Below are 23,134 nucleotides of genomic sequence, written 5' to 3' on the forward strand. Positions count from 1 at the left end.
CGGCCCCCGTTCGGGGACCGGGTCATCGGTCTCAGTAGCCGCGTTGGACGCGGGAGAAGGTCTCGGACCAGTCGGCCTCGTTGCCGTTCCAGTAGCCGGGATCGGCGAAGGTCAGGCCCGACAGCGTGCCGGTCGGATCGAAGGCCGGCAGCGTCGGGATCTTCGCGCCGAGATCGACCTTGGTCGGGTCAAGCGCCGGGGGATAGTTCTGCCCCTCCGCCACCGCGATCGAGGTCGCGGGATCGAGCATGAAGTTCAGAAGCTCCTCGCAGGCCTCCATCGGGCTCCCCTTGATCACGAAGAGGCATTCCTGCCAGCCGAAGCCCTTCGGCGGATCGTAATAGCCGATGTCGTGGCCCTGTTCCTGCAGCGCGTAGATGCGGCCCGACCAGCCTTCGGTCACGTGAATCTCTTCCTCGGCCAGAAGGCTCATCAGTTCTGCGCCCGAAGCCCAGTATTTCAGTGCGAGGTCGCGGTGCTGGCGCACGGCGTCCCAGACGGCCTCAATGTCGGTGATGTGGTTCGGATCCTGATCGGTCTGCAAAGCACCGTACCAGACGCGGGTGCGCCAGTCGCTCCAGCCGCCGATCTTGCCCTTGTGGGCCGCGTCGATCAGGATCTTGGCGCCCTTCTCCTTCATCTCCTCGTCCGAGATGTACTTGCGGTTATAGGCAAGGCCGGTCGAGCCGTAGTCGTAGGGCACGGCGCTGAGGCTGTCGGGCGTGACGGCGGCGAAGGCGTTGGTCAGGGCCGGCATCACCAGCGACATGTTGGGGATGTTGTCGAGGTTGAGCGCGCTCGTCAGGTCGAACGAGTGGTAGCGGGCATAGTCGAAGACGCCCGAGAGGTGGGCGATGTTGTATTCGCCGGGCTGCGAGGCGCGGACCTGCGCGAGGTATTCGTCGCCGCCGGGGAAGGTGCCGTCGACCACCGTCACGCCGGTCTTGGCGGTATAAGGGTCGAAGGCGTATTTGCGGAACGCCTCGGACACTATGCCGCCCCAGCCGTCGAAACGCACCTGGCTCACGGTCTGGGCATTTGCGTATTTCGCAAACGGCGTCTGGAGCCCGTAGGCGGCGCCGGCCGCGCCGATCAGGCCGAGGAATTTCCGCCGGTCGAGGTCGCCGTTCTGAAGCCGCTCGCGCAGCCGTTCGTAACGTGTTGTGTTGTCCATGGTCAGCCTCCTTGCTGGATATGGGTGGGTCATGGGCGGTTCAGCCGCCTTTTCTGTTGGCCAGGGACCGGGCGATTCCGGCCCCGATGAGTGGCAGCCCGACGGTCATCACGATCATCACCGTGCCGAGCGCGTTGATCTCGGGCGAGATTGAGTTCCTGAGCATCGAGAAAATCTGCGTCGGCACCGTCTCCACCCCGCCGGGTTTCCAGAAGAGCGTGCCGGTGATGTCGTCGAAGCTGATGGTGAAGGCGAAAAGCGCGCCCGCCGCGACCGCCGGGGTCAGGAGCGGCAGCGTCACCGCGAAGAAGGTCTGGCGCGGCGTGGCGCCGAGGCTCAGCGCCGCCTCCTCGACATCGCGGCGGATCGAGACGAGCCGCGCCTGTACGACGAGGATGACGAAGGGCAGGGTGAAGATCACGTGCCCCATGAGGAGGAGCCCGAAGCTCTTGTTGATGTTGAGCGCGTTGAGAAAGAGGAGAAGCGCGACGGCGAGCACCACCTCGGGCACCAGGATTGGCGCGATCAGAAGCGTGGTGATCATTTCGCGCCCCGGCACGCTGTAGCGCACGAGCGCCAGCGCCGCGAGGACGCCGAGCGTGGTGGAGACGAGCGCCGTCATCAGCCCGAGCGCGATCGAGGTCTTGAAGGCGCGCACGATCGCCTCGTTCTGCCACAGCGTCTCGAACCAGCGGAAGGAAAAGCCGGTCATCGGGAAGCTGCCGAACTGGCTCGCGTTGAACGAGAGGAGCACGACCACCGCGACGGGCAGAAACATGAAGAGGTAGACGAGGACCGTATAGGCCCGGATCAGCGCCCAGCCCATCAGCCCAGCCCCTTCGCAAGCTGCGCCATGCCGAGATAGCGGTTGTAGATGAGGACAAGCGCGCCGAGCACGGCGAGCAGCGCAAGCGAGAGCGCCGAGCCGAGCGGCCAGTTGAGCTGGCGGATGATCGCCTCGAAGACGAGATTGGCGAACATCGCGTCGCGCGGGCCGCCGAGGATCACCGGGGTGATGTAGGTGCCGGCGCCGAGGACGAAGCAGAGTAGCCCGCCGGCGGCGAGGCCCGGGAGCGACAGCGGCAGCGTGACCTGAATAAAGCTCTGCCACCGCGTCGCGCCGAGCGAATTGGCAGCGTCTTCCAGGTTCGTGTCGATGCCTTCGAGGCTGACATAGATGTTAAGCACCATGAAGGGCAGGAGGAAATGCACGAGGCCGAGGATCACCGTCACCTCGTTGTAGAGCATCTGGATGGGTTCGGAGATGATGCCGAGCGCGAGCAGGGCCGAGTTCAAGGCCCCCGAGATGCCGAGAATGTTGATCCAGCTCATCGTGCGGATGATGTAGCTGATCCAGAAGGGTAGCATCAGCAAGACAAGTAGGATCAGCTTGTTGCCGCGCGACCGGGCTATGAAATACGCGGCCGGATAACCCATGACCGCGCAGACAGCTGTGGTGATTGCTGCAATTTTCAACGTGTTCAACAGGATGTCGCGGTAGAACCGGTCCGTCAGCACCTTCTGCCAATTGTCGACGTAAAAGCCCGGTGTGTCCGCACCGGCAGCGCTTCTAAGCCAGAAAGAATAGACCACGATGAAGAGGAGCGGCACGATAAGAAGCAGGGTGACGGCCGTCAGTGCGGGGGACAGAAGTATCCACGGTTGCCGTTTTTCCCGCGACTCAATGGTCATCGAAACCAGCCTTCCCCATGCCGTTTGCGAGGCACAGTGAGGGGTTACACAGCCATAAATCAAATAGATAATTGAAATTCTAAATATTGATGTAATCTATGGATATGACCCGACTCACTCCTGCTGAACGTCTCGCGCGCGACCTTGACTGGAATCTCCTGCGCACCTTTCTCGTTCTCGCCCAATCCCGTTCCGTCACCGATGCGGCAGAGCGCCTGGGGCTAAAGCAGCCCACGGTCTCCAGCGCGCTGAAGCGGCTGGAAGACCGGTTGGGCAAGCGGCTGTTTTACCGTAGCCCCGGCAGATTCGAACTGACGGCCGCGGGCCGGCTCCTGCAAACAGAGGCGACTGACATCCATGGCGCCATTATCCGGCTTGGCACGGTCATGCGCGATGTCGACGACGAGGTGCGCGGACATGTTTCGATCGCGATGGCCAGCCATGTGATCTGCCCGCTCTTTGACAATGCTCTGACCGAATTTCATACCGCACATCCCGCCGCCACTCTCTCAATCGACGCGATGGCGAGCCGCGAGGCTTTAGAGGCCGTCACGTCGCGTCGCGCCTCCTTCGCCGTTTGTCTTGTCAACGACCACAAGCCGGGGCTGGAATACCGTCGGCTCTTTCGCGAATTCTTTGGTCTCTTCTGCGGCCCGACACATCCGCTTTTCGGCCGCACCGGGCTTGCGACGGCTGATCTGGCGGGTCATTCATCGGTCAGTTTCGTGACGGACCAGATGAACGACGCGCTGCGCGCCGTCACGATGATGCGCAGCGAGGCGCGGCTTGACGACCGCATCGTCGGCACCTCGGCCAACCTTGAGGAAGTCCGTCGCATGATCGTCGCCGGGCTGGGCATCGGCCCGTTGCCAATTCATGTTGTGCGGGAGGATGTCGAGATGGGGCGGCTGTGGCGGTTACCGCCATACGACTCACCACCTGCGATCGACGTTCACGTCATCTGGAATCCCCGAACCCGCGCAAACCGTGCAGAACAGGCCGTACTGACGGGTCTCCTTGACAGTATTGAAGCAACGCCGATGGCCGAGCGGATCTACATGTAGAATTGTCGCACCTGCGAACAGTGGCAAATGTAGTCGGCACCGGCGAAATAATGCGCGGCATGTCCCTGAGCCATGTTAAGAGATCACTGACTGGTAGGTGCCCTACTAGTGTCGGCATTGGCGATGACTCCAAGCCACTGGCAGTGCAGATGTCCGGCCACCGGATGTCAGCTATAAACCCCCTTCTCGAAACAAAAAACCCGTGTCATGATCGCGCATTCATCCCCTTTACAGAGGCATCAGAATGCAACGCGTCAAGTTCATCGACCGGATGGCGCAAGGCAAGCTTTCGCGCCGTGAAATGCTGCAATCCGCGGGCGCTTTTGGCGTCGGATTAATGGCTCTTCCCCGTGTGGCACGTGCACAGGGCGGGCCGCTCACCTGCCTCGAATGGGGGGGCTATGACGCCGAGGAATATGTTGGCTCCTACGTGTCAAAACACGGGGCGCTGCCCGACTTCTCGATCTTCTCCGGCGAGGAGGAAGCGCTGGCGAAAGTCCGCGCCGGTTTCGCGGCGGATGTCATGCATCCCTGCAACTACTCGGTCAGCCGCTTCGTGAATGCGGGCCTCGTGACCGAGATCGACACGTCGAAGCTATCGAACTGGGCCGATGTCTTCCCCACCCTGCAAACCGCCGAGGGCGTGATGCTCGACGGAAAGGTCGTCATGGCCCCGGCCGACTGGGGCAATTCCTCGATCGCTTACCGCTCCGACCTCATCGATCCGGCCTTTGCCGAAGACCCGTCCTGGGCCATCTTCTACGACGAGGCCTATGCCGGAAAGGTCTCCATGCTCGACAATGAGCTGGTTATCCAGATCGGCGCCATGGTCGGCGGCATGCCCTATGAGGAAGCGTACAACCTGACGGGGGATGCGCTGGCCGCCGCCGCGAAGGACTGGGGCGCGAAGGGCGTCAATGTCTCGCGCTTCCTCTGGACAGATGCGTCGGAAGTGCAGCAGGCCATGGCGTCGGGCGAGATCATCGCGGCATATGCCTGGAACGACCTTGTGAAGAACCTCAAGGCCGAGGGCATTCCGGTGGAATACGCGTCGCCGAAGGAGGGCATGTTCACCTGGTTCTGCGGGCTGACGCTTCTGAATTCCGGCAAGGCCGATCCGGCGCTCGCCTATGATTTCATCGACGCCTGGCTGAGTCCGGAAACCGGCAAGTACCTGATCGAGTCCTCCGGCTACGGCCACGCCAACCAGAAGAGCTTCGAGATTGCCGATCCGGCGGAGGTCGCGGCGATGGGGATCTCCGACCCTGTTGCGATGATGGCTTCGGCCAAGCTTTTCCTGACGCCGACGGACGAGGTGCAGGTCGAACAAAACCGGGTCTGGGGCGATACCAAGGCATTGAAGATGTAACGCACCACGCGATGTCGGCAGGGTCCGCACGTACCGGGTTGTCGCTGCTGTCACCGGCCTTTCTGGTGATGGCGGCGACACTTCTTGCGCCTGTCGTGGCGCTGGTTGTCATGTCGTTCTGGACCCAGTCGGGTTTCGAGATCGACCGCACATTCACGCTTGATAACTACGCAAGATTGGGTGAGCCGGGCGAGGGCGTTGTCTGGTATGGCATACGCTTTCCCTTTGCCTATCCGGTGCCTGCCGTCTTGATGGTCAAATCGCTGGCGATGTCGCTGATGGCCACGATCTGTGTCATCGGCGTGGCGTGGCCGATGGCCTATTTCCTTGCCTTCCGCGTCACCCGCTATAAGGCGATGTGGATCATCCTCCTGACGATCCCGTTCTGGACAAGCTACCTTCTGCGCGTCTTTTCCTGGAAGATCGTCCTTGGCTTCAATGGCGCGATCAATTCCGGGCTTCAATGGCTGGGGCTGATCAGGGAGCCATTGGAGTTCCTGCTTTACAACCCCATCGCCGTGATGATCACGCTGGCCCATAGCTGGATCGCGTTTTCCGTCCTTCCGATCTACGTAAGCCTCGAAAAAATCGACCGGTCACTTCTGGAGGCGGCCTCGGACCTTGGCGACAGCAAATGGGCGCGGTTCCGGCGGATTACGCTGCCCCTGTCGATGCCGGGCACCATCGCGGCGACGCTTCTCATCTTCATCCCGACCGTCGGGGACTATGTGACACCGACGCTTGTCGGCGGGCCGGGGGGCACGATGGTCGGCAGCCTTGTCCAGCAGTTGTTTCTCAAGCAGAACGATGCGCCGATGGGGGCCGCCATTTCCATCGTGATGATGCTGATCATCGCGGCGCTGGTCGGGCTCTTTCTCTGGGCCATCGGCTATGGCCGGATGCGGAAGAGGATCGGATGACCAAGCGCTTCGACCTTCTTTTCGTTTACGCGGTGTTTTTTGTCCTGTTTCTCTATGGGCCGATGCTGCTGATGCCGCTGTTTTCGCTCAACGACGGTAATTTCGCGACCTTCCCGCTCAAGGGGTTCACTCTGCGCCATTATGGCGAAATGGCTGCGAACACCTCGATGATGACAGCCCTCAAAAACTCGCTGATCGTTGGGATATGCGTGTCCATCACGTCCACCGCCCTGGCATTACCCGCGGCACTTGCGCTGACGCGTTACCGGGTGCCGGGCGGGGGCGCGATCCTGTCGTTCATGATGCTGCCGCTTGTGGTGCCTTCCATCGTCCTTGCGGTCGGTCTTCTGGTGGTCATCCTGCGCATCCTCGGCTTGCCCCTGTCTCTCTGGACCGTGGCGGCGGGGCACCTGATGCTCTGTATTCCCTTCGGGATGACTGTCCTCATGTCCCGCCTCGAAGGCTTCGACAAGAGTCTTGAGGAAGCCTCCCGCGATCTCGGCGCGGGTGGGTGGAGCACGTTTCGGCGGGTGACGCTGCCCCTGGCCGCGCCGGGGGTAATCTCAAGCCTGCTCTTGTGCTTCATCATCTCCTTTGATGAGTTTGTCATCTCGTTCTTCCTGACCGGCACGGACAGCACTCTGCCGGTCTTTCTCTTCTCGCAGCTTCGCTTCCCGAACAAGCTGCCGGGGACGCTGGCGCTCGGCTCGCTCATTCTCGTGGGTTCGGCGGTGCTGGTGATCCTGGCCGAGATCGTGCGTAAACGCGGCGTCGCTTCCGACAACCCCGGAGACCTTTGATGGACGATCCGATCATCCGCCTTCAGGGCATCGCCAAGCAGTTCGGCACCTTCGTTGCGCTCAGGGACATCAGCTTTGACATCGGGCGTGGCGAGTTCTTTTCGCTGCTCGGCGCATCGGGCTGCGGCAAGACAACGCTTCTTCGCATTCTTGCCGGGATCGAGCAGCCCTCAAAAGGGGATCTGACAATCGATGGCAAGTCGATGGCGGGCGTTCCCGCGAACCGGCGACCGACCAACATGGTCTTCCAGAGTTACGCGATCTTTCCGCATCTGACGGTGCGGGAAAACATCGGCTACGGACTTGTTTACCAGAATCTCTCAAAGGCAGAGGCGGCGGCGCGGACAGAAGAAGCGATCGAACTGGTGAAACTCACCGGCCTCAGCGACCGGAGCGCCCATCAACTTTCGGGCGGGCAAAGGCAAAGGGTGGCTTTGGCCCGGGCGCTGGTGTGCCGCCCAAAGGTCCTGCTGCTCGATGAGCCGCTTTCCGCGCTCGACAAGAAGCTCAGGGAAGAGATGCAGCAGGAATTGCGGTCGCTTCAACGCACGGTCGGGATCACTTTTGTCTTCGTGACCCACGATCAGGAAGAGGCACTGACGCTTTCGGACCGCATCGCCGTCATGTCCGGTGGCAAGGTGCTTCAGATCGACACGCCGCAAGGTCTGTACGAACGGCCGAATTGTCTGGAAGTCGCCGGCTTTGTGGGCACCATGAACCTGTTTCCGGCGACAGTTTCCGGGGCGGACGGAAGCTGTGCGGTTGCGAATGGCACGTCCATCGGTGAGCTTCGCGGCCGTTTGAATGACCGACCCGTTACGGCGGGCGACGCGATCTACATGGCAGTCCGGCCCGAGAAGATCGCGATTGATGCCGCTCCCCACAAGGCCGGTCCCAACTGCGCGGCCGGGCGAATTGCCTCGGTCTCCTATCTTGGCGACCGGAGTCATTACCTTGTCGATGTCGCAGGACTTGAGGAGCCTGTGGCGGTTTACCGGACCAACCTTGCACGGCAAGGTCTTCCTGAAACCGCCGGAACCGAGGTGACCCTCAGCTGGGACGAAACCAGCGCAATGGTTCTGCCCAGATAAAGTCAGGCCCATCGGATTTCTGACCGCCACACACGCGCCACCTGCGCCATTCTGGTGCGGGCGGTTTCGTGGCAGGTCATGATTGATTGCTGGTTCAACAATCCGGCTTGACAGACTCACTGAACGCCACAACTATACGGTAGTTCAACAGAGAATCCCAATGACCAGTTCGCCGCGCTTCGACGTCCTGTTCGACCCTGTCCGGATCGGTCCGAAGACCGCGAAGAACCGGTTTTTTCAGGTGCCTCACGCTTCGGGCATGACGAACGCGAACCCGCATGTCCGCGCCGCGTTTCGTGGCATGAAGGCGGAAGGCGGTTGGGGGGTGGTTTCGACCGGTGCTTGTTCGGTCCATCCATCCTCGGACGACACACCGTTCCCCTTCGCCTCGCTCTGGGACGAGGCGGACCTGAGGTCGCACCGGGTGATGACGGATGCAGTCCACGCTCATGGTGCGCTGGCGGCGGTGGAGCTTTGGCATGGCGGTGCAGCGGCTGTGAACCGGACCTCGCGCCACGCGCCCCTGTCGCCCTCGGGTGTGCCCTGGATGGCAACACATGTCGGCTTCATGTCCTCGGCCCGGCCGAAGGTGATGGATGCGGGCGACATCCGCGACCTGATCCGCTGGCATGCCGAGGCGGCCGTCAGGGCGGAGCGCGCAGGCTTTGACATTCTCTACGTCTATGCCGGGATGGGCTATCTGCCGTACCAATTCCTGCTGTCCGACTACAATCACCGCTCCGACGCCTATGGAGGCTCGGTCCGCAATCGCGTCCGTCTGACCGAGGAACTGATCGATGCGGTGCGCGAGGCGACCGGCGGGCGCTGCGCCGTCGCCTTGCGGATTTCGTTGCAGGAGCTGCGGGCGCGGGCCTCCGATACCGCGCCGTCAGAGGCCCACGAGGTGATATCGCATCTGAAGGATGCCCCCGATCTCTTCGACGTCAAGATGGATTATTCGGCCACCGACTGCGCGCCCTCGCGATTTACGGCTGAGGGCAGCCACGAGCCGGTGGTGGATTTCGTCAAGACGCTGACCGACAAGCCGGTGGTCGGCGTCGGACGCTTCACATCGCCCGACACCATGGTGTCGATGGTCCGGCGCGGCGTGCTCGACCTCATCGGCGGCGCGCGGCCCTCGATCGCCGATCCGTTCCTGCCAAAGAAGATCGCCGAGGGGCGGGAAGACGACATCCGCGAATGTATCGGCTGCAACATGTGCATCGCATCATGGCATGACGGCGTCTGGGTCCGCTGTACGCAGAACCCCACGGCGGGCGAGGAATGGCGGCGCGGCTGGCATCCCGAGATCGTGCGGAAGGACCGCGATGGCTCCGTCCTGATCGTCGGTGGAGGGCCTGCGGGTCTGGAGGCGGCGCTGACGCTCGGGCGCCGCGGGTTCTCTGTGACGCTGGCAGAGTCGCAGCGCGACTTTGGCGGCAGGCTTCTATGGGAAACGCGGCTGCCGGGGCTAAGGGAATGGTTCAGGGTCGCCGACTATCGCCTCGGCCAACTACTAAAAATGTCCAACGTCTCGCTTCACGCCGAAAGCCGCATGGAGGCGGGCGATGTCCGTGATTTTGGCGCAGACCATGTGATCATCGCAACCGGCGCGCGTTGGACGAGAAACCTTTGCGGCGCGAACGAGATTCCCTCGGGCCCGCTTGACGCCCCACGTGTCTACACGCCCGACGACATCGCGGCGGGCGCGACGATCGAGGGGCCGGTCGCGGTCTTCGATTTTGACAATTACTACATGGGTTCGGCCATCGCTGAGCATCTGGCCGCGCAGGGACTTTCCACGACCTACATCACCAGTGCCGGCAGTGCGCAGTCCTGGGGGGTGATGACCAACGAACAACCTCTGGTACACAAGGCATTCCTGAAGGCCGGGATCGCCTACCGGACACTGGAGGTGGTCGAAGGTTTCGATGGCGAAACCCTCCGCCTGTCGCAGGTCTTTTCGGGTGAGGCGCGGCAGGTCAAGGCCCGCTCGCTTGTGATTGTCGGTCAGCGCGCGGGCGGGTCTGCGCTTTATGAGACACTGAAAGCCGCTGGCCAGCCATCCGTGACCCTGACCGGCGACGCCAATGCGCCCGGCGCAATCGCCCATGCGGTCTACCAGGCGCACCGGTTAGCGCGCGAACTCGGGGTCTCCGCACAGGAAGTCCTCCGCGATGCACCATTCGCGATGCGTGACCTTCTGCGCTACGGGGAGGCGGCCCAGTGACCGCCCGCAACCGCCGCCGGAACCGCGACAGTGCAGGCATAGTGCAGCCCGCCTTCGGGCAACGACGGCGACCATATTCCCCGGTGGAGGTGCTGAGCGCCGATCAGGTCACAGCGATCCATCACGCAGGCCTCGATATCCTCGCCCGCTTCGGCCTGCGCGTGCTCGATCCGACGGCTCGTGCCCTGTACGCAAGGTCCGGGGCCGCGGTTTCGGACAATGTGGTTCGGCTCGATCCCGGGCTGGTTGCCGAACGCCTTGCGACCGTGCCGCAAAGTTTCACTCTTCACGCCCGCAACCCCGTCCATGACGTCAGCGTCGGCGGCGATATGTGCGTCTACACTTCCGTCGGCGGCCCGGCTTATGTGATGGACAATGACCGCGGCCGCCGGGATGGAACCTTCGCCGAAATGTGTGACTACATGCGGCTCGTGCAGGTACTGAACGTCATCCACCAGGAGGGCGGCGGCCCGTTTGAGCCGATGGACCTGCCGGCCAACACCCGCCACCTCGACATCTACCGCGCTCAGATTGGGCTTCTTGACAAGACCTGGCAGGGCCAGACGCTGGGCCGCGCCCGCACGATGGACGGCATCAACATGGCCGCAATCGCCCTCGGAACGACGCCCGAGGGATTGGAAGACCGGCCTGCGCTGGTCGGCGTCATCAACACCAACTCGCCTCTGCAACTCGATATTCCGATGGCCGAGGGGCTGATTGCCATGGCGGAACACGGGCAGGCGCTGGCGATTACGCCCTTCACGCTCGCGGGCGCGATGGCGCCGGTGACGCTCGCCGGTGCCCTCGCCCAGCAGCATGCCGAAGCGATGGCGGGGATCGTGCTGACCCAGATCGTTCGACCCGGCGCGCCGGTCCTCTATGGCGGCTTCACCTCGAATGTCGACATGCGGTCGGGCGCACCTGCCTTCGGTACACCCGAATACGTCAAGGCGGCGCAGGCCTCGGGCCAGCTCGCCCGCCACATCCGCGTGCCCTTCCGGTCCTCGAATGTCACCGCAGCGAACGAGGTCGATGCGCAGGCGGCCTATGAGAGCCAGATGGCGCTCTGGGGCGCGCTGATGGGCGGCGCGCATCTTCTGGAACATGGCGCGGGATGGATGCATGGCGGGCTGACGGCCAGCTTCGAAAAGCTCATCCTCGATGCCGAGCTTCTGATGATGATGGACGCCTATTTCGACCCCATCGATACGTCTGCCGAGGCGCTGGCGCTGGATGCGATCCGTGAGGCGGGACCGGGCGGACATTTCTTCGGCACCAGCCACACGATGGCGCGGTACGAAACCGCGTTCCACGCGCCTTTGTTGTCGAATTGGGACAACTATCCGACATGGCTTGACCGCGGCGGCATCGACGCGCGGGCCCGCGCCAACACCGTCTGGAAGACGTTGCTGGCAGAATATGAAGAACCGGAACTCGACCCTGCCGTGGCCGAGGCGCTTGACGACTACGTCGCCCGCCGAAAGGCCGAGGGCGGCGCGCCTATGAACTGAGGGAGCCGATGACGACGATCCGCGAGACATTTCCGAACGAGGTCGAGATTGTCGAGAATATCTTCGTCCCGATGCCCGACGGCACACGCCTCGCGGCCAAGCTCTGGCGGACGAAGGGCGTGGGGCCCGTGCCCGCGATCCTCGAATACCTGCCTTACCGGAAGCGCGAGGGAACGCGTGGCCGCGACCAGAAGATGCATGCATGGCTGGCAGGTCACGGCTATGCCTGCTTGCGGCTCGACATCAGGGGAACCGGCGACAGCGAGGGGCTGATCGACGATGAGTATACCGAGCAGGAGATCGTTGACGGTTGCCATGCGATCGCATGGATCGCCGCACAGGACTGGTGCGACGGACAGGTCGCGATGTACGGAATTTCCTGGGGCGGGTTCAACGGCCTCCAGATCGCCGCCCGACGGCCGCCGACCCTCAAGACGATCATCACGGTGGGCTCCACCGACGACCGCTATGCGACCGATGTCCACTATGTCGGCGGGTGCCTCTCAAAGGACAATTTCGACTGGTCGGCCACCATGCTCGCCCATAACGACTTGCCGCCCGACCCGGATATCGTCGGGCCAAAGTGGCGCGAGATGTGGCAGGCCCGGATGCGCCACAACGCGCCGTGGATCCTCCACTGGCTGGCCCATCAGCGGCGCGACAGCTACTGGCGGCACGGTTCGGTCTGCGAAGACTTCTCGGCCATCGACATCCCGGTCTTCGCGGTCTCTGGCTGGGCCGACAACTATTCCGAAAGCGTACCGCGCCTTCTGGCGGGGCTATCGGGCCCAAGGCGCGGGTTGATCGGCCCCTGGGCGCATTCCTTCCCGCATGACGTGGCGGTCGAACCCGCCATCGGCTGGCTGCAGGAGGTGAAACGCTGGTGCGATCACTGGATGAAGGGCGTCCCGGGTGGAGTCATGGAGGACCCGATGTACCGGGTCTGGATGCAGGAAAGCGTGCCGCCGTCGACCTGCTACCTTGAACGCCAGGGACGCTGGGTAGCCGAGGCGGACTGGCCGTCGCCCCGGATCGAACACCGGGCGCTACATCTGAACGCGGGCAGGCGGCTTGGGTCGGAACCGTCGGAGAGCGAGGACGCCACCATCTGCTCACCCCTCTGGGTCGGCCTCGCCTCAGGTGAGGTCGGGCGCTATGGCGAGGACGCCGAATGGCCGACCGACCAGCGCGAGGATGACGGCGGATCGCTCGTCTTCCTGTCCGAGCCGCTACCGGGTCGCACCGAAATCCTCGGAGCACCGCAACTGCATCTGCGGTTTTCCTGCGACAAGCCGCTGGCTCTGGTCGCGGTCAGGCTGAACGACGTGATGCCCGACGGCCGGTCCACGCGGGTCACGCTCGGCTGCCTGAACCTGACTCACCGGGAAGGCCACAGCGACCCCAAGCCGCTGGAGCCGGGAAAGGTCTACGACGCCATCATCGACCTTGACGACATCGCCCATGCCTTCCCGGCGGGCCACCGGATCGCGGTCGCGCTTTCGACGACTTACTGGCCAATCGCATGGCCGTCGCCCGAGCTAGCCACGCTGACCATGCGGACGGGTGAGACGTGGCTTGATCTGCCGGTCCGTCCCTCAGATCCGGCTGACAGCACCTTGCGCACCTTTGATCCGCCAGAGATGGCGTCGCCGACGCCTTCGACTGATCTTCCCACTGAACCGGCGGTGCGGCGCACCGTCGCACGCGACCTTCTGAGCGGCGAAATGGTCGTCGACTTCCCGCGCTGGACCTATGCGCACGAGATGCCGGATATAGGTCAGACCGTGATATCGGACGCCTTCGCCCGCTATCGCATCACCGATGGCGATCCCCTCTCAGCGACCTGCGAAACCGGGGCGAATGTCATCATTCACCGCAAGGACGGTGCATTCGGTCATCATTCAACCGGCAGGCTTTCCTGCGACGCCACCCATTTCCGGGTCGAGACGACCCTGCGGATCACCGAAAACGACACGACAGTGTTCGAGCGCGAATGGGACGAAAGGATCCCGCGTGACAATGTGTAAGAGGGGGCACCTGGCGGCCAGATGCTGAGATACGCCATCAAGCGCATCGCCCTTGCTTTCGTGATCCTGATCACGGTGATGCTGGCGATGTACGCGATGGTGTTCCTCGTGCCCGGCGATCCGGCCTCGCTCGCGCTCGGGCCACGGGCCACGCCGGAACTGAAGGAACTGCTGCGCGAGAGGATGGGGTTGGATGAGCCCGTCCTGATGCAGGTCTGGCACTTCTTCCACAACGCGCTGACCGGCGATCTGGGCTATGACGTGTGGTCCAAGCGGCCTGTTCTCGACCAGATCCTTGAGTTTTTCCCGAACACGCTGATCCTGGGGATCACCGCGCTTGGCTGGGCCGTTGTCCTGGGCATCGCCCTTGGCTGCGCCGCGGTTGTCTGGCGGGGCACTGTCACCGACCGACTTCTGGGCGTCCTGTCGGTCGGGCTGATTTCGGTCCCCGCCTTCGTCGTCGCGATCTATGCGATCCTGATCTTCGCGGTCTGGCTGCGCTGGCTGCCCGCGATCGGGGCCGGCACGCCGGGTGATATCGGCAGCCAGATCCGCGCGCTGATCCTGCCCGCCTTCGCGCTTGGCATCGGCTGGGTCGGATATCTCGCGCGTCTGGTGCGCGCCTCGCTGCTGGAGGTGATGGGGGAGAACTACATCCGCACCGCCCGGGCCTTTGGATTGCCTGAGCGTCGCGTCGTCTTCCGCTACGCCCTGCGCGTCGCGATCATTCCCACCATTGCGCTTCTGGCGGTTGGGCTCGGCTCAATCCTTTCAAGCGCGGTCTTCGTGGAAACCGTCTTTGGCAGGCCCGGAATTGGTACGCTGATCACCGGTGCCGTTCAGAAGCGGAATTATCCGGTCGTCATGGGCACGGTCCTTTTCATGACCGCCTTCTACCTTTTCATCGTCACCGCCGCCGATCTTCTGATTGCGCGGCTCGATCCGAGGGTGCGCGATGTCTTCCGGCGGTAAGTTCAGGGTGCTCCGTGCGCTGCTCTCTGACCCGATGGGGGCGCTCGGGCTGATCCTTGTCCTGCTTTTTGTCGCGATGGCGCTCTTCGCGCCCTGGGTCGCACCCGCCGATCCGATCAAGCTGAACGTTATGGAAAAATTTCAGCCACCGTCGCTGTCGCACCTTGCAGGTACCGACCAACTGGGCCGGGACCTTCTGTCGCGCATCATCTTCGGGGCGCGGACGGCCCTGTCGATCGCGCTGACATCGGTCGGGCTTGCCGGGTTAGGCGGGCTGATCCTTGGTATGATCGCTGGGTTCGGGCCGCGCTGGCTGGATGCGCTACTGGTGCTCGCGTTCGACTCGATGTCGTCGCTGCCGATGATCATGTTCGCGCTTGCGGTCATCACCATCGTCGGCCCCGGCACCGGGACGCTGATCCTTGTCGTCGTCCTCGTCTCGATCCCCGCCTATGCGCGATTGATCCGCGCCCAGACGCTGAGCCTTGCGGGTGCAGACTTCATCGTGGCCGAGCGCGCGATGGGGGCATCGTCTGCCCGTATCCTCTTCCGCCACCTGTTGCCGAACGTGGTCGGCCCCCTGGTCATCCTTCTGTCGATGGATGTGCCGATCGTGATCATGCTTGAGGCCGGGCTTTCCTACCTCAACCTCGGGGTCAGGCCGCCGACGCCATCATGGGGCAACATCCTTTACGACGGTTACACCTCGATCCGTGCGGCGCCCTATATGGTGCTGATCGCGGGTTTGCCGCTGGTCCTGTCCACGCTCGGCTTCACCTTCCTCGGCGAAGGGCTGCGCGACGCGCTTGACCCAAAGCTTAGACGGGGGGCGGCGCGATGAGCGAAGCGGTCCTGTCAGTCGAGAACCTGTCGCTGCGATACCGCGTTCCCGGGGGTACGGTCGCGGCACTCAGGAACGTGAGCCTTGCCGTGCGACAGGGCGAGGTGCTGGGCATCGCGGGTGAAAGCGGCTGCGGCAAGTCGACCCTTGCCTCAGCGATGATCGACCTGATGGGAGCAAATGCCGAAATCACCTCGGGCGCGGTCTGCCTGAACGGGTGTGACATCCTCTCCCTGCCGCGCGCAGAACGGCGACGGCTGCGCGGGCGCGAGATCGCGATGGTCTTCCAGGATCCTATGACCGCCTTCAGCCCGGTCCTGACCGTCGGTGCGCAGCTTGTCGACTTTCAGTTCAACCTCGATGGCGTAACAGGGCGCGAGAAATGGAGCCGTGCGCGGGATATGCTGGCGCGTGTCGGCCTGTCGGACCCGGACCTCGCGATGGGACGGTTCCCGCATGAACTGTCGGGTGGCATGCGCCAGCGCGCGGCCATCGCGGCGGCGCTTCTGATGCGGCCCGCCGTTCTGATCGCAGATGAACCGACGACCGCGCTGGACGTGACGATGGAGGCGCAGATCGTCCACCTTCTGCGCGAGTTGCAGGCGGATTACCAGTGCGCAATCGTTATCGTCACGCACCATCTGGGCGTGATTGCCGAACTGTGCGACCGGGTCGCGGTCATGTATGCGGGCGAGGTGGTCGAAGAGGCACCGGTCGACGCGCTCTACCACGATCCCCGCCACCCCTATACCCGCGCGCTTCTGTCCTGCGACCCGGCCGGGATCGAGGCGGCGACGGGCAGGCTGCCGGCGATCGGTGGGCGGCTGCCTGACCTGTCCGACCTACCGCCCGGCTGCACCTTCGCCGCCCGCTGCGGGATCGCGACAGATCGTTGCCGGACGGTGCCGCCGCCGTGCGTGGCGCTTGGTCCAGACCGAAGCGCCCTTTGCCACGAGGTTGCGCCATGACCGCGCTTCTGTCGATCCGCGACGTCAGCGTCGTCCTGCCGACGGGCGGCTGGTTTGGGGGTGCCGCGCCACTGAATATCCTTGCTGGCGTCACGCTCGACCTCATGCCGGGCGAGACGCTGGGGCTTGTCGGGGAAAGCGGATCGGGCAAGACCACGCTCGCCCGCGCGATTCTCGGGTTGCAGCCGATCAGCGCCGGTCGGGTCCGTTTCGATGGCAGGGATCTGATCCACTCCGCAGGTTTCAAGGCGATCCGACCGCGAACGGCGCTGATGTTTCAGGACGCGACGGCATCGCTTTCCCCGCGCATGACGGTGGGCGACGCGGTGACCGAGCCTTTCTCGATCCATGGCGTTGCAGTGAGAAATCACCGGGACAAGGCCGCCGAGCTTCTGGCCGAGGTCGGCCTTCCGCCTGAAATGGCGACGCGTTACCCGCACGAGCTATCTGGCGGGCAGGCCCGGCGTGTGGGTGTCGCGCGGGCGCTGGCGCTGAAACCTGCGCTCGTGATCGCTGATGAGCCGACGGCGGGGCTCGATGTCTCGGTGCAGGCGGAAATCCTGAACCTCATGGCCGACCTGAAGGACAGGCACGGGCTGAGTTACCTGATCATCACTCACAATCTGGCGCTGGTCCGGCACGTGGCCGACCGCATCGCGGTGCTCTATCTCGGGCGGCTGGTCGAAACTGGTCCTACGCGCGCCATCTTTGCCGAACCCCGCCACCCCTACACACAAAGCCTGATCGCGGCAGAACCAAAGCCCGACCCGCGCAAGCGCCGTGCCGATCTGGCGATCCGTGGCGAGATTCCAAGCATTCTGCGCCGTCCGAAGGGATGCGAATTCCACACGCGATGCCCCTTGGCCGAGGACATCTGCCGTACGACCCCGCCTGCTCTGAAGGAACTCGGTTACGGCCGTTCGGTGCGCTGCCATTTTACTGAAACCACAACTGAGGGAGGAAGACATGAACTGGAACACTGACAGACGGCAATTCCTGAAACTCACTGGCGCCGGTCTGGCCGCTGCGGCCGCCTCGCCGCATTTCGCCTGGGCCGCCGAGGGCGATACGCTGCGCATCCGTGTGACCTCCGATTTCCAGGTGCTGGACCCCTGGGGGATCATCGGGGAACTGGATGAGATCATACCGCGCTGCACGCAGGTCTCACTTGTGCGGATGGGTGACATGCGCGCGGGCAATCAGTGGGAGCTCTACGCTGCCGAAAAACTGGAATGGCTCGATGGTACGCGGCTGGCCTTCACGTTGCGCGAGGGCCTTGTCTGGACGGGTGACTACGGCCCCGTGACCGCCAATGACGTCAAATTTTCTTACGAACGCATCGCCGGGTCGGACAGCGCCTGGGCTTACCAGTTCGAGAAACTGAAGGAGGTCGAGGTGATCGACGACCGGAACGGCGTCATCCACCTGACCGAGGCCTTCGCGCCCTTCATCGTCATCGCGATGCCCTATTACGGGGGGCATATCGTCTGCAAGGCGGCGGTCGAGGCCGCGGGCGGCCAGTATACGACCGAGATCCCGGCCCAGTGCGGGCCCTACCTGCTTGGCAGTTGGGAACAGCAGCAGAAGGTGACGCTGGTCACGAACCCGGCCTGGAGCGGTGAAAAGCCCGCCTTCGCGACGGTCGAGATCTACATCGTGACCGACGATCAGGCGGCACAGCTTGCCTATGAGGCCGATGCATTCGACTACACCCGCCTCGCACCCGGCGCGGTCAAGCAGCTGAAAGACGCGATGCCACAAGGCGCGACACTGATCGAGGCGGAGTCGACCCGCTATGTCTGGCTGACCATCAACCAGAACGCCGAACCGTTGAAAGACATCCGCGTACGGCAGGCGATCCAGTACGCTTATGACAGCGACGCAGTACTTCAGGGTGCCTATGACGGTCTAGTCAGCCGTTCGGCAGGCGTCGTTCAGCCCGGCACCGCCTTTGCGCGTGAAAAGAACATCATCGACACACGCGACGTTGAAAAGGCCAAGGCGCTTCTGGCCGAGGCCGGGGCAGAGGGGTTGACGCTGAACCTCGTGACGCAGACGGATTCAACCTCGCAGGCCATCTCCCAGATCATCCAGGCAAGCCTTGCCGAGGCCGGGATCACCGTCGTGATCCAGCCGACCGAGGATGCTGCCTACTGGGCCCTGGGTGATAAGACGGCCGGGGACGATTACCTGTCGCTGGAACTTGTCCTTCAAAGCTTCGCGGGAGGCGTGGACCCGACCGAAAACCTCGTCTGGTTCCGCCCGGACCAGATCGGCGTCTACAACTGGACATTCTTCGACAGCGCAGAATACGAGGAGCTCTACCAGAAGTCGCTGACCGAACTGGACACCGAAAAGCGCCGGGCCATGTTCAACCGGATGGAGGACCTGATGGAGGAGTCGGGATCGTTCGTCTTCATCTGCTTTGAGCCGCTGGTGGCGATCCACGATTCAAATATCGGCCCGGTCATCCTTTCCGACGGGCACCCCGATCCGGTAAGGTTCACGCGAACCTGACCTTGCGGCGGCGCCCTTTGCCGGGCGCCGTCACCATCCGGGGATCCTGATGCCGCAGAAAGCCACGTCGCCAAAATATGTCCGACTGACCGGAGAGGAGCGGCGCGCCCGGCTGATAGAGGCGGGTCTGGCCTGCATGGCGCGGGGCGGTATCCAGGAATTCACCGTGGATAAGATCTGCGCCGAGGCGGGCGTGTCGCGCGGGTTGATCATCCATCATTTCGGTTCGATGAACGCGCTTTTGACCGCAGTCTACGCGACGATGTATGACGGGTCGACCAAGCTCACCCGTGACCTCGCCCCCGGTGAAACGCGGCTGGCCGCTCTGCTTAATGCATTCTTCGCACCTGAAGTCTTCAACCGTGAAGCCTTCAATATCTGGCTTACCCTCTGGGGACAAATCTCGATCAACCCTGACCTCAGAGACGAGCATCGGGTGCAATACGCGGACTATGTTCGTGACGTTGCGGACGCGATCAGCGAGGTGGCGGTGGCGCGTGGGAGGAATGTCGATGCCGATGCTCTGGCCCGCTCGCTCGTCTGCCTGATTGACGGCCTCGGCATCCAGCACTGCATCGAGCCGACGTCGATGCAGGCCGACGATGCGAAAGCGGCGTGTCGGTTCTTCCTGCTGCCACATCTCGGCAGCTTCTGAAAGCGGCGGCAGCTATACCATAGATTGCCGTTCAATAGTCGGCACGGCTCAGGAATTGCATGGCAGGCGGGATGAATGCGCATGGGTTCGAATTGTGCGCTGCCCTTTGCCGCAGTCACGCGAAACGATGTTGCTCTAAATGAGGTGCCGCTAGTTTCCTAGACTCGTGCCTGTTTGAGTTTGACTGTCCGTTTTCGAAGTCAACGGGTGACGGCATGCCATTCTTCGGGTGCTTGCGCTTAGGGTTATAGAAGAGCTCAATGTATTAGAAAACGTCGCGCCTTGCATCGTCGCGTGTCGGGTAAAGGCGTACTTCATGGGGACCCACGCGCGAAGTACACTATCGCCTTTTTAGGATTTCGCGCTCCTCGGTCACCCTGGCCAGCTTACGCCTCAAGCGACGGTTCTCCGCTTTATGGTCCACGCCGGGCTTCGGTGCCGGCTCGGCGAACCGCTTCATCCACTTGTGCAGAGAGTGTGTATTGACGCCCAAGCGCCTCGAAACCTCCCGAACCGGATACCCACGCACCGTGATCTGATGCACCGCGTCCCGCTTGAACTCGTCACTGTAATCGCTTGTACCCATGTCGGCCTCCGCGCCTTAAATATAAGCGGCAAGGCATCTACAAATCTGGGGGCATCGCAGTCGACTGTTGGTGGCGTATGAAGCCCGGATTGCCGCCATTCGTTGCGCACGCAAAATCGGAATGTTTTCGAGCGTTCACATCGCCGCCGATAGGCGACCTCCAGATGAGACCTGCCATGCCGAGTGTGATTGCGGCCGTATGCTGCGATGGCACGTTGCCGAGCGCTTTTGAGGGCAAGGCAAGATAAAACTTAAACCAGTACGTCCGACCGGATGTCAGGTGGCGATAGCCCTTGCCTGTTCGCGCAGAACAAATTTCTGGATCTTCCCCGTCGAGGTCCTTGGTATGGGCATGAAGATGAAGCTTCCGGGAACCTTGTAGGGCGCGAGCTGATCGCGGCACCAGGCGCGGAGCGTATCCGCATCTGCCTGTTGATCTGCGGCCAGTTCGATAAAGGCGCAGGGCGTTTCGCCCCACTTTTCATGCGGCATCGCGACGACAGCGGCGACTGCGACGGCGGGGTGCCGGTAGAGCGCTTCCTCGACCTCGATCGAGGAGATGTTCTCTCCTCCCGAGATGATGATGTCCTTGGATCTGTCCTTGAGCTGGATGTAGCCGTCAGGATGCATGACCCCCAGATCGCCGGAATGGAACCAGCCACCGGCGAAAGCCTCCTGCGTGGCCTTGGGATTGCGGAAATAGCCCTTCATCACGACATTGCCGCGGAACATGACCTCGCCGATGGTCTTGCCGTCGCGCGGGACGGGGCGCATCGTGTCGGGGTCCAGAACGTCCAGCTGTTCCAATGCGAGATAGCGCACGCCCTGACGGGATTTCAGCGCGGCCTGTTCGGCGCGGGGCAGTCCGGACCAGCTTTCGTGCCAGTCGTTGACCACCGCCGGGCCGTAGGTTTCCGTCAGCCCGTAAAGATGGGTCACATCAAAACCTGCGTCGCGCATGTCGGCCAGCAGCTTTTCGGGCGGCGGTGCTGCGGCGGTGAAGAACTGCACGGTGCGGTCGAGATCGCGTTTGACGTCATCCGGTGCCGAGATCATCAGCGACATCACGATGGGGGCACCACAGAGATGGGTCACGCCTTCATCGGCCAGCGCATTCCAGATCGGTTCCGCCCGCACCTGCCGCAGGCAGACATGGGTTCCGATGATGGCCGACATCGTCCAGGGAAAACACCAGCCGTTGCAGTGAAACATCGGCAGGGTCCACAGATAGACCGCGTGTTTCTGCATCGATGTCGTCAGTGCATTGCCCTGTGCCAGAAGGTAGGCGCCACGATGATGCGACACGACGCCCTTCGGGTCGCCGGTCGTGCCGGACGTGTAGTTGATAGAGATCGCATCCCATTCGTCCTCGGGCATCAGCCATTCAAAATCGGGGTCACCCGACGCCAGGAAGGCCTCGTAGTCCTGCGCCATGACCGGGGCATGCGGGCCGTCGAATTCGGGATCGTCGTACTGGATCAGAACCGGCTTCACGGTGGCGAGGGCAAGTGCCTCTTGCATCAGCGGCATGAACTCGCGATCCACGATCACGATTTTCGACGACGCATGGTCAAGCTGGAAGGCGATGATCGCTGCATCGAGACGGGTGTTGATCGAATGAAGGACAGCGCCGCACATCGGCACGCCGTAGTGGCATTCCAGCATGGCCGGCGTGTTGGCCAGCAGCACCGACACCGTGTCACCGCGCCCGATGCCGTTCTTGGCCAAGGCCGAGGCAAGGCGCCGCGACCGCGCGTAGAACTCGGCATAGCTGCGGCGCAGGGGGCCGTGGATGATCGCGGTGTGTTCGGGAAAGACGCTGGCCGCGCGTTCGAGAAACGTCAGCGGTGTCAGCGGCTGGTGGTTCGCCGGGTTGCGGTCCAGATCGGTATTGTAGGGATTCTGCATGGTGATCTCACTGATCCTGCCACTGGGGCGCGCGTTTTTCGATGAAAGCACCGATGCCTTCTTGGGCGTCGCGGGCGAGCATGTTCTCGACCATGACGTTCGAGGCATAGTCGTAGGCCTCTGCCAGCGGCATCTCGCGTTGTGCGTAGAACGCGCGTTTGCCGGTGGCGAGCGTCATGCTGGATTTCGACGCGATCTTGCGCGCCATCTCCAGCGTCGCCTCACTCAAGGCTTCCTCGGTCGCAACCCGGTTGACGAGCCCGATCTCGGCCGCCCGGGCCGCGGGCGTCATGTCGCCGGTCAGCAGCATTTCCATCGTGTGCTTGCCCGCGACATTGCGCGAAAGCGCTACCATTGGGGTGGAGCAGAAAAGCCCGATATGAACGCCCGGCGTGCTGAATTGCGCGGTCTCGGCGGCAACAGCCAGATCGCAGCTTGCGACCAGTTGGCAGCCCGCTGCCGTGGCAATCCCCGTTACCTCTGCAATAACGGGTTTCGGGCAGTTTACGATGGCCTGCATGACGCCGGAACACATCGCCATCACCATGGTGAAATAGGCGCGGCCGCGATCCGGGGCCGCGCGGCCCGCCGTCATCTCTTTCAGATCGTGCCCCGCGCAGAAAGCCGGCCCGTTGGCGGCCAGAATGACGACCCGAACCGCCGGGTTGGCCCCGGCCTCGGCAAAGGCCGCGGCCAGTTCAGCAAGCATCGCCTCGGACAGCGCGTTGCGGCGGCGGGCGTCATTCAGGGTCAGGCGAAGGATGCCGTCACCATCCAGATCGCTGAGCAGCATCTTCTCTTGCACGGAC

19 protein-coding genes and 1 pseudogene are annotated in these 23,134 nt (G+C 63.0%); 14 read left to right on the top strand and 6 right to left on the bottom strand.

All coding sequences use genetic code 11. The features are described from left to right. Nucleotides 1-31 precede the first annotated feature (31 nt). From QKW60_RS12120 to QKW60_RS12130, 3 genes are read right to left on the bottom strand one after another with little or no spacing between them, the layout of a single operon-like run. Nucleotides 32-1,174 (bottom strand): extracellular solute-binding protein, encoded by a 1,143-nt coding sequence (locus tag QKW60_RS12120; RefSeq protein WP_282369024.1) that lies wholly within the window; start codon nucleotides 1,172-1,174, stop codon nucleotides 32-34. A 40-nt stretch (nucleotides 1,175-1,214) separates the two neighbouring features. Next, nucleotides 1,215-2,000, bottom strand: a complete 786-nt coding sequence (locus tag QKW60_RS12125) for an ABC transporter permease (protein WP_282369025.1) — start codon at nucleotides 1,998-2,000, stop codon at nucleotides 1,215-1,217. Further along, nucleotides 2,000-2,866: an ABC transporter permease gene (locus tag QKW60_RS12130; RefSeq protein WP_282369026.1), complete on the bottom strand. Its 867-nt coding sequence runs from the start codon at nucleotides 2,864-2,866 to the stop codon at nucleotides 2,000-2,002. Before QKW60_RS12130 ends, QKW60_RS12125 begins: the two co-directional genes overlap by 1 nt. Before the next feature lie 98 nt (nucleotides 2,867-2,964). Between QKW60_RS12130 and QKW60_RS12135 the strand changes: the two genes are divergently transcribed. From QKW60_RS12135 to QKW60_RS12200, 14 genes are all read left to right on the top strand, one after another. Next, complete coding sequence (locus QKW60_RS12135; protein ID WP_282369027.1) at nucleotides 2,965-3,930, top strand: LysR family transcriptional regulator; 966 nt, start codon at nucleotides 2,965-2,967, stop codon at nucleotides 3,928-3,930. Between the two features lie 244 nt (nucleotides 3,931-4,174). Beyond that, nucleotides 4,175-5,299 carry an ABC transporter substrate-binding protein gene (locus tag QKW60_RS12140; RefSeq protein WP_282369028.1) on the top strand — a complete coding sequence of 375 codons (1,125 nt, stop codon included), beginning with the start codon at nucleotides 4,175-4,177 and terminating at the stop codon, nucleotides 5,297-5,299. 11 nt (nucleotides 5,300-5,310) lie between these two features. Further along, nucleotides 5,311-6,219 carry an ABC transporter permease gene (locus tag QKW60_RS12145; RefSeq protein ID WP_282369029.1) on the top strand — a complete coding sequence of 303 codons (909 nt, stop codon included), beginning with the start codon at nucleotides 5,311-5,313 and terminating at the stop codon, nucleotides 6,217-6,219. Next, nucleotides 6,216-7,019 (top strand): ABC transporter permease, encoded by an 804-nt coding sequence (locus QKW60_RS12150; RefSeq protein ID WP_282369030.1) that lies wholly within the window; start codon nucleotides 6,216-6,218, stop codon nucleotides 7,017-7,019. Before QKW60_RS12145 ends, QKW60_RS12150 begins: the two co-directional genes overlap by 4 nt. Next, nucleotides 7,019-8,110, top strand: a complete 1,092-nt coding sequence (locus QKW60_RS12155; RefSeq protein WP_282369031.1) for an ABC transporter ATP-binding protein — start codon at nucleotides 7,019-7,021, stop codon at nucleotides 8,108-8,110. The genes QKW60_RS12150 and QKW60_RS12155 overlap by 1 nt, the downstream gene beginning before the upstream one ends. Nucleotides 8,111-8,270: 160 nt before the next feature. Continuing rightward, nucleotides 8,271-10,340 carry an oxidoreductase gene (locus QKW60_RS12160; RefSeq protein WP_282369032.1) on the top strand — a complete coding sequence of 690 codons (2,070 nt, stop codon included), beginning with the start codon at nucleotides 8,271-8,273 and terminating at the stop codon, nucleotides 10,338-10,340. Next, nucleotides 10,337-11,851, top strand: a complete 1,515-nt coding sequence (locus QKW60_RS12165) for a trimethylamine methyltransferase family protein (RefSeq protein WP_282369033.1) — start codon at nucleotides 10,337-10,339, stop codon at nucleotides 11,849-11,851. Before QKW60_RS12160 ends, QKW60_RS12165 begins: the two co-directional genes overlap by 4 nt. Nucleotides 11,852-11,859: 8 nt before the next feature. Continuing rightward, entirely contained in the window at nucleotides 11,860-13,878 is a 2,019-nt protein-coding gene (locus QKW60_RS12170) for a CocE/NonD family hydrolase (RefSeq protein ID WP_282369034.1), read from the top strand. Nucleotides 13,879-13,899: 21 nt separating this feature from the next. Further along, entirely contained in the window at nucleotides 13,900-14,850 is a 951-nt protein-coding gene (locus QKW60_RS12175; protein ID WP_282369035.1) for an ABC transporter permease, read from the top strand. Continuing rightward, nucleotides 14,834-15,691 (top strand): ABC transporter permease, encoded by an 858-nt coding sequence (locus tag QKW60_RS12180; protein ID WP_282369036.1) that lies wholly within the window; start codon nucleotides 14,834-14,836, stop codon nucleotides 15,689-15,691. The genes QKW60_RS12175 and QKW60_RS12180 overlap by 17 nt, the downstream gene beginning before the upstream one ends. Continuing rightward, nucleotides 15,688-16,659, top strand: a complete 972-nt coding sequence (locus tag QKW60_RS12185; RefSeq protein WP_282369037.1) for an ABC transporter ATP-binding protein — start codon at nucleotides 15,688-15,690, stop codon at nucleotides 16,657-16,659. Before QKW60_RS12180 ends, QKW60_RS12185 begins: the two co-directional genes overlap by 4 nt. Next, nucleotides 16,656-17,642 (top strand): ABC transporter ATP-binding protein, encoded by a 987-nt coding sequence (locus QKW60_RS12190; protein WP_282369038.1) that lies wholly within the window; start codon nucleotides 16,656-16,658, stop codon nucleotides 17,640-17,642. Before QKW60_RS12185 ends, QKW60_RS12190 begins: the two co-directional genes overlap by 4 nt. Beyond that, nucleotides 17,626-19,176 (top strand): ABC transporter substrate-binding protein, encoded by a 1,551-nt coding sequence (locus tag QKW60_RS12195; RefSeq protein ID WP_282369039.1) that lies wholly within the window; start codon nucleotides 17,626-17,628, stop codon nucleotides 19,174-19,176. The genes QKW60_RS12190 and QKW60_RS12195 overlap by 17 nt, the downstream gene beginning before the upstream one ends. A gap of 49 nt (nucleotides 19,177-19,225) precedes the next feature. Beyond that, entirely contained in the window at nucleotides 19,226-19,831 is a 606-nt protein-coding gene (locus QKW60_RS12200) for a TetR/AcrR family transcriptional regulator (protein ID WP_282369040.1), read from the top strand. 303 nt (nucleotides 19,832-20,134) lie between these two features. Here the strand turns inward: QKW60_RS12200 and QKW60_RS12205 are convergent. From QKW60_RS12205 to QKW60_RS12215, 3 genes and pseudogenes are all read right to left on the bottom strand, one after another. Next, nucleotides 20,135-20,417, bottom strand: a pseudogene (locus QKW60_RS12205) (transposase); the annotation flags it as partial. Between the two features lie 276 nt (nucleotides 20,418-20,693). After that, nucleotides 20,694-22,325 carry an acyl-CoA synthetase gene (locus QKW60_RS12210; RefSeq protein ID WP_282369042.1) on the bottom strand — a complete coding sequence of 544 codons (1,632 nt, stop codon included), beginning with the start codon at nucleotides 22,323-22,325 and terminating at the stop codon, nucleotides 20,694-20,696. Between the two features lie 7 nt (nucleotides 22,326-22,332). Further along, nucleotides 22,333-23,130: an enoyl-CoA hydratase gene (locus QKW60_RS12215; protein ID WP_282369044.1), complete on the bottom strand. Its 798-nt coding sequence runs from the start codon at nucleotides 23,128-23,130 to the stop codon at nucleotides 22,333-22,335. Nucleotides 23,131-23,134: the final 4 nt, after the last annotated feature.

This window comes from Albidovulum aestuarii, assembly GCF_029961185.1.
Lineage (GTDB): Bacteria > Pseudomonadota > Alphaproteobacteria > Rhodobacterales > Rhodobacteraceae > Albidovulum > Albidovulum aestuarii.

Coding starts and splice junctions, on each gene's coding strand:
- QKW60_RS12135 (WP_282369027.1), top strand. CDS start 2,965: ATGGATATGACCCGACTCACTCCTGCTGAACGTCTCGCGCGCGACCTT.
- QKW60_RS12130 (WP_282369026.1), bottom strand. CDS start 2,866: ATGACCATTGAGTCGCGGGAAAAACGGCAACCGTGGATACTTCTGTCC.
- QKW60_RS12175 (WP_282369035.1), top strand. CDS start 13,900: ATGCTGAGATACGCCATCAAGCGCATCGCCCTTGCTTTCGTGATCCTG.
- QKW60_RS12180 (WP_282369036.1), top strand. CDS start 14,834: ATGTCTTCCGGCGGTAAGTTCAGGGTGCTCCGTGCGCTGCTCTCTGAC.
- QKW60_RS12155 (WP_282369031.1), top strand. CDS start 7,019: ATGGACGATCCGATCATCCGCCTTCAGGGCATCGCCAAGCAGTTCGGC.
- QKW60_RS12210 (WP_282369042.1), bottom strand. CDS start 22,325: ATGCAGAATCCCTACAATACCGATCTGGACCGCAACCCGGCGAACCAC.
- QKW60_RS12185 (WP_282369037.1), top strand. CDS start 15,688: ATGAGCGAAGCGGTCCTGTCAGTCGAGAACCTGTCGCTGCGATACCGC.
- QKW60_RS12195 (WP_282369039.1), top strand. CDS start 17,626: ATGAACTGGAACACTGACAGACGGCAATTCCTGAAACTCACTGGCGCC.
- QKW60_RS12125 (WP_282369025.1), bottom strand. CDS start 2,000: ATGGGCTGGGCGCTGATCCGGGCCTATACGGTCCTCGTCTACCTCTTC.
- QKW60_RS12145 (WP_282369029.1), top strand. CDS start 5,311: ATGTCGGCAGGGTCCGCACGTACCGGGTTGTCGCTGCTGTCACCGGCC.
- QKW60_RS12190 (WP_282369038.1), top strand. CDS start 16,656: ATGACCGCGCTTCTGTCGATCCGCGACGTCAGCGTCGTCCTGCCGACG.
- QKW60_RS12200 (WP_282369040.1), top strand. CDS start 19,226: ATGCCGCAGAAAGCCACGTCGCCAAAATATGTCCGACTGACCGGAGAG.
- QKW60_RS12120 (WP_282369024.1), bottom strand. CDS start 1,174: ATGGACAACACAACACGTTACGAACGGCTGCGCGAGCGGCTTCAGAAC.
- QKW60_RS12160 (WP_282369032.1), top strand. CDS start 8,271: ATGACCAGTTCGCCGCGCTTCGACGTCCTGTTCGACCCTGTCCGGATC.
- QKW60_RS12170 (WP_282369034.1), top strand. CDS start 11,860: ATGACGACGATCCGCGAGACATTTCCGAACGAGGTCGAGATTGTCGAG.
- QKW60_RS12140 (WP_282369028.1), top strand. CDS start 4,175: ATGCAACGCGTCAAGTTCATCGACCGGATGGCGCAAGGCAAGCTTTCG.
- QKW60_RS12150 (WP_282369030.1), top strand. CDS start 6,216: ATGACCAAGCGCTTCGACCTTCTTTTCGTTTACGCGGTGTTTTTTGTC.